Source organism: Synergistes jonesii, from assembly GCF_000712295.1.
GTDB lineage: Bacteria > Synergistota > Synergistia > Synergistales > Synergistaceae > Synergistes > Synergistes jonesii.
Genome location: NZ_JMKI01000051.1, coordinates 77,979 through 96,255, shown reverse-complemented (window position 1 = coordinate 96,255; position 18,277 = coordinate 77,979). Strand labels below are relative to the sequence as shown.

Genomic DNA, 18,277 nt, shown 5'->3' with positions numbered 1-18,277 from the left:
CTCGCGAGCTCAAGGCTGCCGCATCTGGCCGCCGTGAAAGAAGCGGGACTTCCGGTAAAGACGCTTGGGCTGCGCATCCCGATGCTCTCCGAAGCGGCCGACGTCGTAAAGCTCTGCGATATCAGCCTCAACTCCGAAATTGAAACCATGCGCGCGCTCGACCGCGCGGCGGAGACTGCCGACGTCGTCCACAATGTGATCCTGATGAGGGATCTCGGCGACTTGCGGGAAGGGATTTTTGACAGCCGTGAATTTATCGAGACGGCGGTCTACATTGAGCGGGAACTCAAAAACCTGCGCCTTTACGGCGCGGGTACAAACCTCACCTGCTACGGCTCCGTCATTCCGACGGCAGAAAACCTCTCCCTGCTTTCCGCCGATGCAATGAAAATAGAAGAAGTCATCGGCAGGGAGCTTGAAGTTGTATCGGGCGGCGGCACCACCTCCATACCGCTCATGATGAGCGGCGGAATGCCTAAAAAGATAAACAACCTTCGCATAGGCGAGGCCAACGTCGTCCCCTGCGACTTCATCGAACGCGGGCAGTGTCCGATAGAAGGCCTTTCAAACAGAGGCCTCGTGCTTAAAGCGGAGATAATCGAGATAGGCGAAAAACCCACTCACCCGATAGGAAAGCTGGGGACAAACTGCTTCGGCTCATACGTCCATTATGAAGACCGCGGCGTCCGCCGCCGCGCGCTGCTGGCCATAGGTGCGTTCGACATCGGCGATGCGTACAAACTCATCCCCGACGACGCTGGAATAAAAATCCTCGGAGCAAGCAGCGACCACATGATAATAGACATTCAGGAGAGCGCCGAAAGTTACAGACTGGGAGACATAGCGGCATTCACCCTCCGCTACCAGGCGATGCTCTTCTCCACAGAAAACCCTTTCGTTGAAAAACGATTTATGAGCTAAGAGTACTGCGTATATGACAAAAAGGAGAAAAATCATGAACAGAGTCATCAAATACTGCATGGCCGGCTTTGGCAATGTCGGCGTGAGATTCACTCGTCTGCTCCTGGAAAAGAGCGTGGAACTTGCCGCCGTCTACGGGTGTGAAATGTGTCTGACGGCAGTCTGCACGCGCTCTAAGGGCACGCTGATGAATCCGAACGGGCTAAACCTTGAAAAGGTGTTGGCAATGAACGAAAAGCTTGGGCGCTTCGATGAAGCCGACCCGTCGTTTGTCCGCTGCGATACAAAGACGATGATCGAAGAAGCCGACGCAGAACTGCTCATCGAACTTACGACGCTCTCCATTGACGACGGCGAACCTGCGGCGAGCTACATCAAAGAGGCCCTGGACCGCGGCATGCATGTGATAACCGCCAACAAAGGGCCGGAGGCGTGGCGCTTCGACGAGATCGATGCGCTGGCGAAGGAAAAGGGGCGGATGTTCCTTTATGAGACAATCGTCATGGATGGTACACCGATCTTCAATCTTGTGAAAGAGACGCTGCGCAGCAACAAAATCTTCGGCATAAAGGGGATACTTAACGGCACGACGAACTTTATTCTCGGCGAATTGGAAAAGGGGGGTACATACGAGGAGGCCATCAAAGAAGCGCAGCGCAGGCAGCTCGCCGAAGCAGACCCATCGATGGATGTAGAAGGCTGGGATGGCGCGGCAAAGATTTGCGCGCTGGCCAACATCCTGATGAAGGCGAAAACGAATCCCCGGCAGGCCCAAGTGGAAAGCGTTGCGAAAATCGGCTGCGGCGATATCGAAGCCGCGCGTGAAAAGGGCTGCCGGATAAAGTACATCTGTCGCGCCGAGCCTGACGTCGAAAATAGCGGCGTCAGATTGAGCGTTAGGCCAGAACTGCTCCCTCTGAACGATCCGTTGGCGAACGTCAACGGCACGTCGGCGGCGATAACGCTATACACCGACCTCGCCGGCGAGATATCCATCGTGCAGACCGACCCGGGGATACTTCAAACCGCCTATGGTCTTTACAGCGATCTGCTGACGCTGATAAAGGACACAAAATAAAAATATTTTACTGAGAAACGAGGAGGCGCTAAAATGTTGGCATTTTTAAAATTTTCTCCTGTAATTCTGCTTGCGGCAATGGTGGTGAACGGCGTAGATATCCTCATTTCCGCCTCTGTGGGTCTTTTTGTCGCGGCTTTTATTTGTAAATTCACAGAAAAAATGAAGTTCGCCGACATCATGAACGAGGCCGTGGAAGGGGCGAAAGAGGCTACCCTTCTTGCCTTTATCCTGATGCTTGCCTATGCTCTGGCTGAGATATTTATGAGCACCGGCGTCGGTGCGGCAGCCATTTCGTTGTTCATTAACTTCGGCGTTACCGGCAAGACGGTAGCCGTCGTTGCATTTCTCACTACTTGCGCGCTCTCAGTCTCCACCGGAACATCGTGGGGGACGTTCGCGGCCTGCATACCGATATTCATCTGGCTCTGCAACGTAGTCGGTGGTAATCCTGCTATGACATTCGCAGCTGCTGTGGGCGGCTCTGCATTCGGCGACAACATCGGCCTGATTTCCGATACGACTATACTCAGTTCGGGGCTACAGGGAGTCAAAGTCGTCGACAGGGTGAGAGCTCAGGGGCCGTGGTCCGTCTTATGCGTGATAGCCTCCGCAATACTTTTCTACGTCGTCAGCGTATCGATGGGGCTCCCAGAAACAAGCGGAGACCCCTCACAGATATTGTCTTCGATGTCGCAGGAGACGATAAAGGTCATAGAAGAGGAGCGTCCTTCCGTGCTGACGCTGCTTGCGCAAGTCAGAGACGGCGTGCCTCTTTATATGATAATCCCCGTAATAATCGTTATCACCATGGCAATTATGCGCGTAGATACTATCACCTGCCTTTCAACAGGAATAGTCTGCGCGATCGCATTTGGCTACAGCGCAGGCACGGTCACATCCCTAAAAGACGTTATAAGGCTTGTACAGTCGGGTTTTGAAAGCGCGGGAAGCTGGGCGGTCATCATGCTTTTCTGGGCTATGGGATTTGGGGCGGTTATGCGCAGAATGGACGCATTCGGACCGCTGGCTAAATTCTTTGTCAGAATCAGCCGCCGAGTCCGTCATCTCGTGGTCTGCAACGGGCTTCTCTGCTTGATAATCAACGCCGCCGTTAATGAAGAGATGTCACAGATGGCTACGGTTGGGCCTGTTCTTAAGGATATCATCAACGATAATGTAGAAGGCTCCGAAGAGGATAAATACAAATTGCGCAACAGGAACGCTCTTTTTTCAGACGCGGTCGGCGTACATTCGGCGGCTCTGATACCTTGGCACACCGGCGTCGCCTATTACATGGGGCTGGCGGCGGCGGTCTATCCGCTGTACCATTTCACGATAGGCGACCTGTACTATAACTTTATGGGAATAATCTGTGTCGTTTCGATATATATTCTTACCTTCACGGGCTGGGACAGGTTTATACCTCTTTTCGGCCTGCCGACGGAACCTGCTGTCAGATTGAAAAAAGCAAACTGACCGCAATGCGGAAAATTAGGTTTTAACATTGTTATCCGTGAGAATACGCTCACAATAAGTAGAAGAGTTGGCGGTCCATCTCCGGACCGCCTATTTTGCATTGCCCTTACCGTAACACATCGACTTTTCAATTTCTTCTTCTGTGAGCGTGGCTTCGCTTTCGTTATACATGCCATAGATATCTTTACGCCTATACCGCGACGCCATGTTTTTTCGGTGGAGACGATGCTTTGCAGGAGCAGATGTTGGCCGAGGCGCACTCGCTCAACTTTGACGTTATTGCCGTGCTGTTATAGAATTAACCGGTGAATCGGTAATCGCCAAGGGGGCTTGCGTATGAAGCTTTCAGATGTCACTGCGTTGATAGAAAAGAGGATGCCAAAGAGTTGGGCAAAGGAGTGGGACAATCCGGGGCTTGCTTTCGGCCGCCTCGATTCGGAGGTATCCCGCATAGCCCTTGCGCTCGACGCGACGCCTGAGAGCGTTTCAGATGCGGCGGCGCTCGGCTGCCGACTGCTCGTCGCGCACCACCCGATCATTTTCCGCCCGCTCAGGTCGATAGTGGACGATACCCTTACGGGCAGGACGCTTCTCTGCGCGGCGGAGAAGGGCGTCGCTATATACGCAGCCCATACGAACTGGGATTCGTCGCCCGAAGGCGTCAATTGCGTCCTCGCGTCGCTGCTCGCGCTTGAGGGCGTCGAGCCTCTCGTATGCTCGCAGAACGGAGCGTGGGGCATGGGCGCGGTAGGGGAACTGCCCGAGCCGCTTTTGCCGGCGAGTCTGGAGCAGCTTCTGCACGTGCGATGGCGTCTTTATAATTTTACTTTTTACGGCGACAGCAGTAATCGGGTCAAAAAGATCGCGCTCGGCGGCGGCGCGTGCCAGGAGTTCTGGCGCGACGCTCTTGCGTACGGCGCGGACTGCTTTATAACAGCGGACGTCTCCTACCACGTCAGGCAGGAGGCTTTGGCGGCCGGGCTGCGGCTCGTCTCCGCAGATCACGGCGAGATGGAGCGCGCGTCGCTTCCGGCTCTCAAAAAGATTCTTGAGGAGGAGACGACAATCCCCGTTTTTTTGCTTGAAGAGAGAAAATCCCCGTTCGAACACTGGAACGGGAATCAAGATTAAATAAATGCGGCGGACGCCGCGCAAGTGGTTTTTAGATTTTTAGAAAGGAAGCTTTTTATGGATAACAGGAAGAGGATTTTCAGCGCGATGAGACCGACTGGGCGCCTTCATTACGGGCATATGGCCGGGGCCCTTATAAACTGGGTGAAGCTGCAGGATGAATATAATTGTTTCTGGGGCATCGCCGACTGGCACGCGATGATGTCCGATTACGCGGATCCAGGCAGGCTCAAGGACAACTGCTACGAGATATTGCTCGACTGGCTCGCGGTCGGCGTCGATCCGGAAAAGGCGTCGGTATTCGTTCAGTCCCACGTCAAGCAGCACGCCGAGATTCACTTAGCCCTTTCGATGATAACGCCGCTCGGCTGGCTGCAGCGCTGCCCGACCTATAAAGAGCAGATTCTGAATTTGCAGAACAAAGACCTTTCGACCTACGCGTTCCTCGGCTATCCAGTACTGATGGCGGGTGACATCCTTCTTTACAAATCGTTTGCGGTGCCGGTGGGGGAGGACCAGAGCGCGCACCTTGAGCTTACACGCGAGATTGCGCGGCGCTTCAACGGCTTTTACGGCGAAATATTTCCGGAGCCGGGGACGCTGCTGACGCCCGCCGCAAAGATGCCTGGCACGGACGGCCGCAAAATGAGCAAATCGTACGGCAATTCGCTGCAGATAGCGGAGGATATGGACACGATATGGGGCAAGGTCCGCACGATGATGACGGACCCTGCGCGCGAACGCAGGACGGATAAGGGCACGCCCGAGAAATGCCCGGTGTGGGACGTGCACAAATTCTTCAACAAGGACGCCCAGGAGCTCTCGGAGATTTACGAGGGCTGCATGACGGCCGGTATCGGCTGCGTCGACTGCAAGAAGAAACTGATGGTACACCTTTCTGAGATGATGGATCCAATTCAGAAGCGCCGTACGGAATTTGCGAAGCAGCGCGACGATCTGAAGCAGATTCTCGAAGCGGGGGCGGCGCGCGCGCGCGCCGTCGCCGAGGAGACGATGGCGGACGTTTACCGCGCTATGAACCTTCTTCATTAAAGGCAAATTTTGACGGAAGAGACAAAGGCCAACGGAAATATAGGCGAAAACAAAGCGGCAGGATTTGAGGTCCGTCTGGGCAGCTTTTCCGGGCCGCTTGATTTGCTGTGCCACCTTGTCGAGTCGCGCGAGCTCGACGCGCTGAAATTGAATCTGACCGAAGTCGTAGGGCAGTATATCAGCTTTCTTGTGAAGGCTAAAGGGGCGACTCTAAACGAGATGGCGGAGTTTTTCGCCTTCGCGAGCCGCCTTGTTCTGCGCAAGGTGAATTCGCTCTTCCCACTAAGCGCGGAGGACGATGAAACCGGCGAAGCGCCGTTGGACGACTGCGAAGACTTCATCGAAGGAGAAGGGGAACTCGCCGAAATAATCGAAAGGTACAAACCGTACCGCGCGGCCGGACTCCTCCTCGGAAGCCTGAAGGAGGAGCGCGAAAAATGTTTCCTGCGTGTGACGGACGAGGAGGATAATTATTATTACGATATCGGCGACCTTGACACGCTCGCGTTGAAGTGGTGGGAGACTCTCGCGCTTTACGAAGAGCGCGTGCACGCCGAGAGGTACGACGAAGAATCGACGCTGTGGGATGAGATTCCCGACGCGATGCCGGAAGAGCGCCAGATAGAGGAGCGCATGGAGGAACTTATCTCCGTGCTGCGCGGCAAAAAAATGTCGTTCGGCGAGCTGCTCGCCGATAAGAGCGCGAAGACGGTGATCGTGACGCTTCTCGCCCTTCTTGAGATGTCGCGCCTCGGCATGGTGCGCATAATACAGCCGGAAACGCTCGGAGGTGTTGAAATTGCAGCCGACTGAAAGGAGCGACGCCGTAAAGATCGGGCAGATAGAGAGGCAGATAGAGGCGCTTCTTTTCGTTTCGACGCAGCCCGTGACCGCCGCCGAGCTTGCCGACCATCTCGGAATTTCGACTGGACGCGCCGAAGAAGCAATTGCGGCGATAAAAAAGAGTTACGAGGGGCGGAGCGGGCTCACTCTGCTGAATCTCGCTGGAGGCTGGCAGATGGCGACCGCGCCGGACCTCGCCGATGTCGTGGACAGCTTTTCCTCCTATCTGTCTATGCAGCGCATAAGGCTCTCGCGCGCCGCGCTAGAGACTCTTTCTGTGATAGCCTACAACCAGCCTGTGACTATGGCGGAGATTGAGGAAATACGCTCGGTAAGGTGCGACCGCGTCGTCGAGACGCTCCTGAAAAACGGGCTGATCGACCGCCCGCATCGGGAGAACAGGAAAAAATCTCAGCGGCGCTACCGCACGACGAACAAATTTCTGGAAATTTTCGGCCTCTCGAGCATAAGCGCACTTCCGACGCTCGAGGAGCTGAGAGAAACGCAGCATGACGAAGAAAGCGCTGAAGAAGATGATGAAAAACTGCCCGAAAAGCAGATGGGCGATGAGGAGGCAGAGTAGTGCCCGAAGAGAGCGTTCGTTTGAACAGGTACCTTGCGATGTGCGGGGCGGGAGCGCGGCGCAAGGTCGAAGAATGTATCGCGGCGGGACGCGTCAAGATAAACGGCGAAGTCGTGACTGAGCTGGGAAGGCAGGTATTCCCGCAGGACAAAGTCGAGTTGGACGGCGAAGCGCTTTCTACTGTGGCTCAGAAATACCTGATATTCAACAAGCCGAGGGGGGTGCTTTCCGCTGTCGAAGATTCGCGCGAACGCACCGTGATCGATATACTGCCGCCTTCCTACGACCGCTTCCGCCTCTTTCCCGCAGGGCGCCTTGACCGCGACAGCGAAGGGCTGATAATTCTGACGAACGACGGTATCTTCTCGCAGGAGCTGATACATCCACGGAACGGTTTTACGAAGACCTACGAGGTGGAGCTGCGCAGGCCGATGGACGAGCCCCATCTTATAGAGTGGAGCGACGGCGTGACGTACGACGGCCGCTTCCTCAAGCCGATCTCCGTTAGGAGGATGGGGCGCGCGCCGCTGCAACATTGGTTCGAAGTCGTGCTCGGCGAGGGTATAAAGCGCGAGATTCGCATGATGGCCCGCGCACTCGACAACGACGTGCGCAGGCTTTTTCGCAGAAAAATTGGCAAATTAACGTTAAAAAAACTGCCCTCAGGAGAGTTTATCGACGTCAGCCGCGAGGAGCTCTGGCGTTATATAAGGGACGGCAAGGTAGTTTGAGAAAATGCGCGCTATTCTTTCAGCATACCCTTCGGCCAGCTTTCGTTTTCGTGCAGGTTTTTCAGCGCGTGCACTATGTTGCTTCTCAGCTCCGGCGCTTCTTTGAGCAGCGAAGCCATGGTTTCCTTAGCGATTTTGCGCTTCGATTTCTCTCCGTAAGGACAGCAGAAGTTCGCGACCGGCAGGGAGAGGCGCCACGCTTCGAGTTCTATCCGGCGCTCCTCGATGTACACGAAGGGGCGTATCACGCGGATGCCGCTGCGGCTCATGTAAAGGTGCGGATGAAAGCATTTGAAGCGCCCGCCGTAAAAGAGATTCATCAGCACGGTTTCCGCCGCGTCGTCCTTGTGGTGCCCAAGCGCTATAGTGCCGCAGCCGAGGGCCGCCGCCTGGCCGGCGAGCATGCCGCGCCTCATGTTCGCGCAGAGGCTGCACGGCGAGCGCTCTTTCCGTTCCTCCATGATCTGGCAGATAGGGTGCGGCACTACCTTCAGCGGAATCTCCAGCTCGTCCATATAAGCCGCGACCTTGTCGGTCTGCATAGAGCCGTCGGACTGGTCTATGAGGCACGCGCGCAGCGTAAATTTTACGGGGCTTCTTTTTCTCAGCAGCGCGAGCGAAAGCGAGAGCAGAAGGCTGTCCTTTCCGCCGGAAAGCCCGATAAGTATTCCGTCGCCTTCGCGTATCATGCTATAATCCCTTATAGCTTCACCGGCAAAGCGCGATATTTTTTTTGACAGCGGATAATTTTCCTCGAAGTCCTCTTTCAAAAAAAGCACTCCCTTTCTGGCGGCAAAAATTACAGCGATAATCCTAACACATATTGCTCTGTTTATGACGAGGGGCGGTGCTTAAGTGAAAAAAAAGAAGATAATACTCGCCGGCGAGAACAGGCTCTTTACGGACGCGCTGCGCGTCGTGCTTGGAAGCGGCGGCGATTTTGATGCCGCCGTCGTGAAGGGAACCGACGCCGCGTTGCTGTGCGGCATAATCGCCGCCAAGCCTGATCTGTTCGTCCTGCATGAAAGATATGCTGGCGCGGCCGCGGTGCAGACTCTGCGCGAAGCGCGCCGGCGCGCTAAGGATATGGGCATACTCTTCGTTATAAAAGAAAGCACGCCGGAACTCTTTTCATTCGCCGGCGAGAGCGCCGGCGTGGGAATCATGCCGGAAAGCGCGGACATCGCCGAGTTCAGGGAAGCCGTTTTTTCGCTTCTGCGCGGCGAGCGCTATATAAGCCGCGCCGTTTTGAGCGCTTCTGCGCCGGCTGAAGAGAGAGACCGGCGGGAAGAACCACTCTCCGAGATAACCCAGCGTGAGCGCGAGGTGCTTTACTGGCTCGCTAAGGGGTTGACCAACCGCGAAATATCGAAAAGGATGATTCTATCCGAAAAAACGATAAAGAACCACGTGAGCCACATACTGAAAAAGCTCGACATATCGGACCGGACCAAAGCGGCCGCCATCGCCTGGGAAGAGGGGCTGCCCCTTGTGGAAGAGGAGTTTTTCTCTATTTCATCTCTGCGTGCTGTGATAAAATAGGCGGTAATCACCGTTAGGGGCTTTGCTTCGGCAGGGAGGACAGATTTTTGACCGTCCAGAAGAGTTTTTCTATATTTATCATAATAGTGATACTCTCGATAATAGGCGTTCTCTTTTTCAGCATAGACGCCTCGACCTTTTCGATGCTCCAGAACGCGGATATGAAGATGCTGCTTTGCGCGCTTTTGCTTGTCTGCGTCGGCTGGTCGCTCGACGCCTGCAAATTTATGACTCTTGCGCGTGCCGCGGGAGAGAGGCTTTCCTTCAAATCTACCATATCGGTCGTCTGGATCAACTATTTCGGCTGCGCGATAACCCCGATGCAGAGCGGCGGCGGCCCCTTCCAGATATATCTTTTATACAAAGAGGGCGTGTCGGTCGGAAAATCTGTCGCTATAACGCTCGTCCGCACTATCCAGATATTGATCCTGCTGGCGCTCGTAATCCCTTTTTCGCTGATAGCCGACCCGGAGCTGCTCGAAAGGTACGCCTGTATGCGCATATACGTCTGCTACGTCGCCTTCTTCGTCGCGCTCTGCGCCTTCCTGCTCATCGTCAGCGTCGCGCGGCCGCAGCTGATAAAGCACTGGGTGAACGCGGCGCTCGTATGGGTGCGCAAGGTCGGGTTTTTGAAATCTAAATATCTGCTGCGTGCGGTGCGCTGGGTGAGCCGCGAGGTCGACGCCTACAATTCGAATATAAAATTATTCACCACCACCGGCAAATGGTATTTCATCCTCTCGATATTCCTTGCGATAATCCACCTTATAGTTTACATGTCGATCATGCCCTGCCTGATAGCTGCGGCGGGCTTTGAAGTGAATTACCTACGCTGTCTGCTCGCAGAGTCCCTTCTGCTTTTCATGCTCTACTTCGTGCCGACGCCCGGCGCGAGCGGTGCTGCCGAAGGCGGCGCCGTCGCCGTCTTCGGGCTCTTCGTCCCCTGGAGCGTCGCCGGCGTGATGTCCGTGACCTGGCGCCTCATATCAGAGTATACCGGCATCCTGATAGGGACGGTCATCGTCATTCGAATGCTCGGCTGGGGCGGCGCGAACAAGGTGATGAACGAAGATGGCGGGACGGAAAAAGAGGCGGAAAGGAATTAGAAATTGAAAATAAATAAAAAAGTAAGCCATTTAGCGTTCAAATGCAGAGGGCTCTTGTGGGGGATATTCGCCGTCGGCGTCCTGATATTCCCCGGGAGCTTCAGCATGCCGCGATTTATAGCCGGCGCCGCGCTGCTTCTCTCGGGACAGGCTCTGCGCCTTTGGGCCGCCGGCTATATCCCGAAGTACCGCACCGAGGTGATAGGCGCGCCGCTCCTTATCACTTGGGGTCCCTACAAATGGGTGAGAAATCCTCTCTATGCGGGGAACGCGGTTATGGGGCTCGGCTGGTCGCTGATGGTCGGCTGGCGGTGGGTGCCCGCCTTCGTGATCGCCTTCTTTCTACTCTATTCTCTGATCGTCATACCCGCCGAGGAGGAGTTCCTCGCCGAAAAATTCGGAGCGCAGTACGACGATTACAGAAAAACAGTCCCCGCACTGATACCGTGGCCGCGAAACGGCTTCCCGGAGCGTTCGCAGAGCGAAAGGCCCTTCGACGCGAAGCGCGCGAGGGAAGAGGAAATATATTCGATTCGCGTCAACGTGGTAGTTACCGCCGCGATAATAGCGAGGCTGATGATAAGCTGACGCTTCGTAAGGAACTTTTTTAGAAATTTCGCTGTGGCGCGGACATTATTCTTAAATTCACATCGGAACAAGAGGGGCATATGGAGATCGAAGAAAAGTATATTCCATTTTGGAAAGAGCTGAACGATAACGAACGGAGCATGCTTGCGCGCTCGGCCGTCGAGCGCGTGCTGTCGAAGGGGGCTTTGCTCCACGGCGGTACGGCGGGCTGCCTCGGGCTCCTCGTCGTCCGCTCCGGGCAGCTGAGAATCTTCGTCCTATCCGACGAGGGGAAGGAAATCACGATTTACCGCCTCTTTGAGTTCGACATCTGCCTCTTTTCCGCCTCATGCGCGATGAACGGCATACAATTTCAAATCTCCATAGAGGCCGAGAGAGAGACGAAGCTGTGGGTCATTCCAGCGGCGGTCTACAAAAAACTTATGGGTTCATCAATAGCGGCTGCCAACTACACGAACAGGCTGATGGCGTCGCGCTTCTCGGAGGTCATGTGGCTGATGGAGCAGATAATGTGGAAGAGCTTCGACAAGAGGCTAGCCGGCTTTTTGCTGGAGGAGCGCGCCGTTGAGGGAAGCGATACTATAACGCTTACGCACGATAAAATAGCGGCGCACCTCGGCACCGCGCGTGAGGTCGTGACGAGGATGCTACGCTATTTTCAGTCGGAGGGCGCGGTCAACTTGAGCAGAGGCAGCGTCGCGCTGACGGATTTAAAGCGCCTGCGCGAGCTGGCGGAATAGTGGTTTTATCCTCTTAACTTAGGCTTTCGGCAAACTTCATTTATTTTTTTGGGGCATCGACGCCATCTATACTCAATTCGTCTTCTTCCAGAACATTTCGTTGCCGATGAATTCGGCGTCTATCCTGCCGCCGTCGTGTAGGTATGCGATATAGGAGCGTACGGTGCTTCCTACGAGCACGTACTGATTGTGATTCATCGTCAAATCGTAATGGTAGAAGAGCTTCTTCAATATTTTTTCGAAGGTGATCGGCTCCGAGCATATGTCGTAGATGAGCTCTGCGACCTCCAGCACCTTCGCGCGGTTCGCCGCGGTCAGCGCGCGTATATCCGCCGACGGCTCAGCGTGCGCGGGCACGAATATCTTTGCCTCGAGCGTATCAAGCATGTCGAGCGTTTCCAAAAATTTAGCGACGTCGTAGATGAAAACGATGTGATATTTCCGCACTATCTCTTCCGCAAAGACGGCGTCCGCTATGTAGCAGGTCCCGTCGCAGGCCATTATCCCGACCATGTCGAAATAATGACCGGGCAGTTTTATTATTTGCAGTCCTTCTGGAAGGTTTGCTTCCAAATCCTTCGTCTGGGGCGTCGGCTTCGCCATCAGGAATTTGTTGCGGAGCTCGGCGTAGGGCCTGCCTCCCCACAGATACGACGGCTCGATATAGGAGTTGCGCGCGATCGCGCATTCTACGTCGGTCGAAAGAACGCTGCAGTTCGTGCGGCTCTGTATGAATTGATTGCCGCCCGTGTGATCGGCGTTTGAATGAGTGTTGATTATGCAGCGGACGTTCCACTTGTTTTCTCTGATTTTTTTCAATATCTTACGGGCGGCCTCGCCGTCGCTGCCGGAATCTATCAGGCAGACGTCTCTGTCGCCGAGAGAAACAACTCCGACGTTAGCCGGATTTTTAATGTAGCCGCATCTGTCGCTCAGCTTCACAAATTCGTACACGCCCAACGCCCCCGTCTCTCAAAATTCGTAATTATAGACAATTATATGTTATGATAATGATTTGTAAAGGCGGTGTGTAAGCTATGTTTATCACCTTCGAGGGTATCGACGGCTGTGGAAAATCCACGCAGGCAAAAATGCTCTTCGAGCTTTTGAATAAAAACGGCGGCGCCGTTCTGACGCGCGAGCCCGGCGGATGGGACGGAGGCGACGCGCTGCGCTCGCTCGTTTTGAGCGGCGGGCTGCGCCACGGCTGGAGTGAATTTTTTCTCTTCATGCTCGACAGAGCGGAGCACGCCGCACGCGTCATAGAGCCGGCGCTCGCCGCAGGGCGCCACGTAATCTGCGAACGCTACCACGATTCGACGCTGGCTTACCAGGTATGGGGTAGAGGGCTGCCTTACGGCCCCCTGCGCGACGTGCTGCTCCTTGCGGGGCTCCCCGTGCCCGACGTCACCTTCTTCTTTTCGGTATCGCCGGAAACGGCTCTATCGCGCGTTTCCAGGCGCGGCGCGCCCGACGCCTTCGAGCGCGAGGGACTTGGCTTCATGAAGAAGATAGACGAAGGCTACCGCACCCTCGCGAAGAACGAACGTTCGCGCTGGGTCGTAGTGGAGTGCGGAAAGAGAACTCCCGAAGAGATTTTTGAGAACGTAAGGACGTCGCTGCGAGGAAAGGGGCTTGCTATATGAACGCTGAAACCTCCGCTCTGATCGAAGCGTCCGGTGGCTGGCGCGAGCTTTCGGCGGCGGCTGAGGGAGGCCGTTTGCCGCAGTCCGCCGGCGTCGTCATCCCTCGCGTCATGCAGGAGACCTTCGCAGAAATGTACGGGCGTCTCGTGCTCGGCGACGATAATCTCTGGCGGGAGGGAAGGCATCCCGATATGATAAGCGCCGGAGACGTCGCGACGCCGCCGAATATAGACGACTGCCGGAGGCTTCAGGGGGAGCTCGCGCTCCATCCTCTTTCGGCGCGCCGCCGCCTCGCCGTGGTATGGATGGCCGCCAGGCTTTCCACCGAGGCTTCCAACAGCCTTCTGAAGATTACGGAGGAACCTCCGGCGCACGGCAACATCCTCTTTATATCGGAAGAAGACAACTTTATTCCGACGATAAAAAGCCGCATCTGGCTGGTGCACGTAGAGCTGCCGGAGGAGATGTCGAAGGCGCAGCCGATGCCGCGGAGCAACGAGGAGTGGGCCCGCTGGATGGACGTTGGCAGAAAACCGTCGCCCGAGATCTTATACCTCGAAATGCAGGCGTGGGCGCGTGACTTTGTGCAGAAGAACGATTACAAAAAAGCCGCGGAAATTGATTTTCTCGTTCGGATAATGGAACAGAGGCGTCTTTCCGTTCCGGTCATAGAGGACTTGGCGTTTGCTTTATTCAAGGAGGAAGTTCCAAATGAGCAAATATTTGGCGGTTTATGGTAAGCCGCGTTATTTAGGACTTGTCGAGCATGAAGAAGAAATAGAGAAGGGAGAGACCCTCGTCGTTGAATCGGTGCGCGGCAAGGAGCTGGCGGTCGTCGTCGGCGCGGTAAGCGAGGAGCAGGAGACCCTCTACCGCCAGATGAGGAGCACGCTCGAACACAGCGACGGGATGGCGAAGAACTCCGAACCCGTCGTCACCGACCTCACGTTTGTCGATTTCGCGTCGGATGGTGATCTCGACGACGCCGAAGAGTACCGCAGCGAAGAAAAAAACATCCTCGCGTCGGCGAAAAAGCTCCTGCTGCCGCACAACCTCGACATGAAGCTTATAGACGTGGAGTTCCTGCACGAGAGGCGCAAGCTCTTCTTCTACTTCTCCTCGGAACAGAGAGTAGACTTCCGCGCCTACGTGCGCGACCTTGCGCGCGAGTTCAAAACGCGCATAGAGCTCAGGCAGGTCGGCGTGCGCGACGAGGCGAAGATAATCCGCGGTGTAGGGCCGTGCGGCCGCCCCTGCTGCTGCAGCTACTGGCTCAATCAGTTTTCGCCGATATGCATAAAGATGGTAAAGGAGCAGAATCTCGCGCTCAACCCCGCGAAGATATCCGGCATATGCGGCAGGCTCATGTGCTGCATGTGCTACGAGCACGAGGTCTACCGCGAGGCGTGGGAAGGCTTGCCGAATCCGGGCTCGAAGATAAAGACTCCGGCCGGCAACGTCGTCGTAAGCGGCATCGACATCTCCTCAAACTGCCTGCGCTGCTTTATTCCAAATAAAGGAGAGGTAAAAGTCGCGAAGGATAAGTTCGAAGAGTTCAAGGAAGTCGTCTCAGGCGGTGGCGAATGGGCCGAACCCGAAGATATAGTCGAAGAGCCCTCCTTCAAGATGCAGGATATTTTCCCGAAGTGTATGATGCCGCGCTTTGAAGCTTCCGAAACGCCGGCGGAGTCGGCGCAGGGAAAGCGCTGTCCACAAAAAGTCGAGCGGATGGGCGGAAACGACGCGGAACGGGGGAATAATCAAGGCGCCGGCGGAGCGAAAAAGAAAAGAAGACGCTCTCAGAAACGCGAAGATAGGCAGCCGCGCGAAACCGCAGAGGGCGCGGAGGCGCAGAAGCCGAAGCGCGTGGAGGCGGCGAAACGTCCGAAGGAGGGCGCAGCGCAGGGCGTTGAAGAGCGCGCCGAGAAACGTCAGCAGCACCGCCGCAGGCGTCCGGCCCCGAAGAAAAACGACGACGGCGCGCAGACGGCAAAAGCGGAGGTGCAGCAATGAGCTTTTTCAAAAACTTCGCCGAAAAGCTGAAAAACGCCGGTAACAAATGGACGCAGAGCGTCTCCAACATCTTCTCCGACGACCCGGTTACCGACGACTTCTGGGACGAACTCGAAGAAAGCCTGATATTGGGCGACGTCGGAGTCGACACGACTGAAGAGCTTATCACCGAACTTAAAAGAATTATGGTCGAGCGGAGGATAACGAAGCGCGGAGAATTGAAGGCGGAATTCGCCGGCTTGTTGGTCTCCCGCCTCGAAGCCGTGCCGAAGATGGGCGCGCCTTTAGACCTCTCAGCAAAGCCGTCGGTTATAATCATGATAGGCGTGAACGGAAGCGGCAAGACGACCACCTCTGGCAAGCTCGCCTCCCAACTCAAGGGCGAAGGCAAACGAGTAATCATGGCGGCGGCCGACACCTTCCGCGCCGCGGCGATAGAACAGCTCAAAGCTTGGGGGGGCCGAGCTGGCGTGCGAGTCGTAGCGCAGGCGCCGGAGAGCGATCCCGCCGCTGTGGTGTACGATTCGATCATGGCCGCGAAGGCCTCCGGCGCCGACGTGATAATCGCCGACACTGCGGGACGGCTGCACACGAAATCCAACCTGATGGAAGAGCTTTCGAAAATAGCGCGCGTCATAAAGCGCGAAATTCCCGAAGGGCCCGCCGAGGTCTTGATAGTCCTCGACGCGGTGACGGGGCAGAACGGCTTCATACAAGCCGAGACCTTCGCTAAGGCGATGCCCGTCACCGGCGTCGTGCTGACGAAATTCGACAATACGTCGAAAGGCGGCATCGTGATAGCGATCGCCGACAGGCTGAAAATGCCGATAAGATACGTCGGACTCGGCGAGGGCGTAGACGACCTCCAGCTCTTCGAGCCGAAAACGTTCGTGGAGACTCTGCTCGATGTCAGAGACGCCGAATAACGTTCTGCTTCACGAATGCGAAGACAGAGACCCGCGCGACCCTCTCGTGAAAAAGATCGCCGCTCTGCTTGTTCCGCGCGGCGGCGCGGAAGTCTACGACAATATGCGCTCGTTGCTCGAAAAAATATGGGGGGAGCCGGAGCGCGTCAGCGAAAGAATCCCCTTTGACTGGACCGACTACTACGAAAAGATAGCGCCGGAGCTTGACAGAATATTTTTTTCGTATCCCGGACTATATCCTATGTCGAAACTGCCCAGATGGAAGCTCGAAAGCTGCGCCGTCGAGAAAATGACGGGCGAAAGCAGGCGCGTAAATATCGACCCGGGATGTGTCGACGGAGCGAGGCTGCTCCTCGCGTCGACGAAGGGGCAGGCGCACCGCGTCTATCTGAGAGAGGGAATCTTCTGCGAGGTCACGCTCTGCAGGCGCAAGGGGAGATGGGAGCGCTTCTTCTACACCTTTCCGGACTTTGCGAGCGGCGCTTACGACGAATGGCTCGAAGCGGTGCGCAAAGACTGGAAAAAAGAAATAAAAAATATTTTATAGACAAAGGGAGGCCGATCCTGTGATACCGCGCTACGAAACGCCAGAAATAAAAAAGATTTGGACGGACGAAAACAGATTCCGCCGCTGGCTCGACGTCGAGCTCGCGGCGGTGCGGGCTTGGAACGAAGCCGGAGCCATACCCGACGAGGACTGCAAAAACATTATTGAGCGCGCCGGATTTTCCGTCGAACGCATACGCGAGATCGAAGAGGTGACGCAGCACGATGTCATCGCGTTCGTTTCGAGCGTGGCCGAAACTATAGGGGAGTCGGGGCGCTTCGTGCATCTCGGCCTGACGAGCAGCGACGTGATCGACACGGCGTCGTCGCTGCTGCTCGGCGAGAGCCTCGACGTAGTGGTCGCCGAGATGAAAAAGCTGCACAAGCTGCTCGGAGGGAAGGCCGTCGAATATAAATTGGCTTCCTGCCCGGGACGCACCCACGGAGTGCACGCCGAGCCGACGACCTTCGGCCTCAAGCTGCTCAACCACTACGCCGAGCTCGGACGCGACATAGAGCGCCTCAACCAGACGAAAAAAGAGATAATGGTCGGCAAACTCTCCGGCGCGGTCGGGACCTACGCGAACTGCCCGCCGAAGATAGAAGCGAGGGTATGCGAGCTGCTCGGCCTTGCCGTAGACCCCGTCTCGACGCAGATAATCCAGCGCGACAGGCACGCGAGAATCGTCACGGACCTCGCGATAGCGGGGGGGACGCTCGAGCGCTTAGCGCTGGAGATCCGCCATCTGCAGCGCACGGAGGTTCTCGAAGCGATAGAGCCTTTCAAAAAGGGGCAGAAAGGCTCCTCGGCGATGCCCCACAAGAAAAACCCGATACTCTGCGAGAGAGTCTGCGGTATGTCGCGCCTGCTGAGGGGCTTCGCGCTGCCGGCGCTCGAAGACATCGCGCTGTGGCACGAGCGCGACATAAGCCATTCGTCGGTCGAGCGCGTGATGTGGCCCGACGCTTTCCACCTCGCCCACTACATGACGAAAAAGATGATACAGATCATGAGCGGCCTCGCCGTCGACACAGACAAAATGATGAAGGACCTCGACATCACGAAGGGGCTGCTCTTCTCGGGGCGCGTTCTCATCGCCCTCGTTGAAAACGAAGGAATCAGCCGCGAGGCGGCCTACGCTATCGCGCAGGACGACGCGATGCGCTGCTGGAACGAAAAAATACCGCTCCTCGAGCTGCTTAAGAGCGACCCGCGTATAAGCAAAACGACTCATTCTGAACTGGAAAGTTTGTTTGATTTGGGGTATTATCTTAAACACATAGACGAAGTCTTCGCCCGCTTTCCCGAATTAGGCGGCGCCGAAGCTTCAAAATAAAAATACGGAGGAGT

The 18,277-nt window shown here is 55.9% G+C and carries 20 protein-coding genes; 18 read left to right on the top strand and 2 right to left on the bottom strand.

Translation table 11 applies throughout. From position 1 onward, the window contains the following. The 8 genes from EH55_RS14485 to EH55_RS12015 form a co-directional block, all read left to right on the top strand. Nucleotides 1–921, top strand: a 921-nt coding sequence (locus EH55_RS14485) for an alanine racemase (protein WP_037978208.1), incomplete at its 5' end; no start/stop codon positions are given. A gap of 34 nt (nucleotides 922–955) precedes the next feature. Next, nucleotides 956–1,999, top strand: a complete 1,044-nt coding sequence (locus EH55_RS12045; RefSeq protein WP_160170749.1) for a homoserine dehydrogenase — start codon at nucleotides 956–958, stop codon at nucleotides 1,997–1,999. Between the two features lie 33 nt (nucleotides 2,000–2,032). Further along, nucleotides 2,033–3,478 (top strand): Na+/H+ antiporter NhaC family protein, encoded by a 1,446-nt coding sequence (locus tag EH55_RS12040; protein WP_037978206.1) that lies wholly within the window; start codon nucleotides 2,033–2,035, stop codon nucleotides 3,476–3,478. 336 nt (nucleotides 3,479–3,814) lie between these two features. Beyond that, entirely contained in the window at nucleotides 3,815–4,609 is a 795-nt protein-coding gene (locus EH55_RS12035) for a Nif3-like dinuclear metal center hexameric protein (RefSeq protein ID WP_051682884.1), read from the top strand. Nucleotides 4,610–4,666: 57 nt separating this feature from the next. Then, complete coding sequence (gene trpS, locus EH55_RS12030) at nucleotides 4,667–5,662, top strand: tryptophan--tRNA ligase (protein ID WP_037978202.1); 996 nt, start codon at nucleotides 4,667–4,669, stop codon at nucleotides 5,660–5,662. Nucleotides 5,663–5,671: 9 nt separating this feature from the next. Next, the gene (locus EH55_RS12025) at nucleotides 5,672–6,475 is read left to right on the top strand and encodes a segregation and condensation protein A (protein WP_051682883.1); all 804 of its coding nucleotides are present in this window, start codon (nucleotides 5,672–5,674) and stop codon (nucleotides 6,473–6,475) included. Then, on the top strand, nucleotides 6,462–7,088 hold the full coding sequence (gene scpB / locus EH55_RS12020) for an SMC-Scp complex subunit ScpB (RefSeq protein WP_070110188.1): 627 nt from the start codon (nucleotides 6,462–6,464) through the stop codon (nucleotides 7,086–7,088). Before EH55_RS12025 ends, scpB begins: the two co-directional genes overlap by 14 nt. After that, nucleotides 7,088–7,819 carry a pseudouridine synthase gene (locus EH55_RS12015; RefSeq protein WP_236617132.1) on the top strand — a complete coding sequence of 244 codons (732 nt, stop codon included), beginning with the start codon at nucleotides 7,088–7,090 and terminating at the stop codon, nucleotides 7,817–7,819. The genes scpB and EH55_RS12015 overlap by 1 nt, the downstream gene beginning before the upstream one ends. An 11-nt stretch (nucleotides 7,820–7,830) precedes the next feature. On the opposite strand, the gene EH55_RS12010 is transcribed toward EH55_RS12015, so the two are convergent. Next, complete coding sequence (locus EH55_RS12010) at nucleotides 7,831–8,589, bottom strand: tRNA 2-thiocytidine biosynthesis TtcA family protein (protein WP_037978201.1); 759 nt, start codon at nucleotides 8,587–8,589, stop codon at nucleotides 7,831–7,833. 85 nt (nucleotides 8,590–8,674) lie between these two features. Here EH55_RS12010 and EH55_RS13655 point away from each other — a divergent pair, with 85 nt between their 5' ends. The 4 genes from EH55_RS13655 to EH55_RS11990 all read left to right on the top strand — a co-directional run bounded on the left by EH55_RS13655 (nucleotide 8,675) and on the right by EH55_RS11990 (nucleotide 11,795). Continuing rightward, entirely contained in the window at nucleotides 8,675–9,361 is a 687-nt protein-coding gene (locus tag EH55_RS13655; RefSeq protein WP_051682882.1) for a helix-turn-helix transcriptional regulator, read from the top strand. A gap of 47 nt (nucleotides 9,362–9,408) precedes the next feature. Beyond that, the gene (locus tag EH55_RS12000) at nucleotides 9,409–10,467 is read left to right on the top strand and encodes a lysylphosphatidylglycerol synthase transmembrane domain-containing protein (protein ID WP_037978200.1); all 1,059 of its coding nucleotides are present in this window, start codon (nucleotides 9,409–9,411) and stop codon (nucleotides 10,465–10,467) included. 3 nt (nucleotides 10,468–10,470) lie between these two features. After that, nucleotides 10,471–11,055, top strand: coding sequence for a methyltransferase family protein (locus EH55_RS11995; RefSeq protein WP_037978198.1), 585 nt, complete (start codon nucleotides 10,471–10,473; stop codon nucleotides 11,053–11,055). A gap of 80 nt (nucleotides 11,056–11,135) precedes the next feature. Continuing rightward, a complete protein-coding gene (locus tag EH55_RS11990) occupies nucleotides 11,136–11,795 on the top strand; it encodes a Crp/Fnr family transcriptional regulator (RefSeq protein WP_037978197.1) in 660 nt (219 codons plus the stop codon). A 72-nt stretch (nucleotides 11,796–11,867) separates the two neighbouring features. Here the strand turns inward: EH55_RS11990 and EH55_RS11985 are convergent, their stop codons facing one another. Further along, nucleotides 11,868–12,749, bottom strand: coding sequence for an MBL fold metallo-hydrolase (locus EH55_RS11985; protein ID WP_037978195.1), 882 nt, complete (start codon nucleotides 12,747–12,749; stop codon nucleotides 11,868–11,870). A gap of 83 nt (nucleotides 12,750–12,832) precedes the next feature. Between EH55_RS11985 and tmk the strand changes: the two genes are divergently transcribed. The 6 genes from tmk to purB are packed head-to-tail and all read left to right on the top strand — an operon-like array spanning nucleotide 12,833 to nucleotide 18,263. Continuing rightward, nucleotides 12,833–13,441: a dTMP kinase gene (gene tmk / locus EH55_RS11980; RefSeq protein ID WP_037978192.1), complete on the top strand. Its 609-nt coding sequence runs from the start codon at nucleotides 12,833–12,835 to the stop codon at nucleotides 13,439–13,441. Beyond that, entirely contained in the window at nucleotides 13,438–14,181 is a 744-nt protein-coding gene (locus EH55_RS13650) for a hypothetical protein (protein ID WP_051682881.1), read from the top strand. The genes tmk and EH55_RS13650 overlap by 4 nt, the downstream gene beginning before the upstream one ends. Then, nucleotides 14,153–15,454 (top strand): PSP1 domain-containing protein, encoded by a 1,302-nt coding sequence (locus tag EH55_RS11970; RefSeq protein WP_037978189.1) that lies wholly within the window; start codon nucleotides 14,153–14,155, stop codon nucleotides 15,452–15,454. Before EH55_RS13650 ends, EH55_RS11970 begins: the two co-directional genes overlap by 29 nt. Beyond that, nucleotides 15,451–16,380 (top strand): signal recognition particle-docking protein FtsY, encoded by a 930-nt coding sequence (gene ftsY / locus EH55_RS11965; protein ID WP_037978186.1) that lies wholly within the window; start codon nucleotides 15,451–15,453, stop codon nucleotides 16,378–16,380. The genes EH55_RS11970 and ftsY overlap by 4 nt, the downstream gene beginning before the upstream one ends. Beyond that, nucleotides 16,361–16,927, top strand: coding sequence for a DUF4416 family protein (locus tag EH55_RS11960; RefSeq protein WP_037978185.1), 567 nt, complete (start codon nucleotides 16,361–16,363; stop codon nucleotides 16,925–16,927). The genes ftsY and EH55_RS11960 overlap by 20 nt, the downstream gene beginning before the upstream one ends. A 19-nt stretch (nucleotides 16,928–16,946) precedes the next feature. Further along, complete coding sequence (gene purB, locus EH55_RS11955) at nucleotides 16,947–18,263, top strand: adenylosuccinate lyase (RefSeq protein ID WP_037978184.1); 1,317 nt, start codon at nucleotides 16,947–16,949, stop codon at nucleotides 18,261–18,263. Nucleotides 18,264–18,277: the final 14 nt, after the last annotated feature.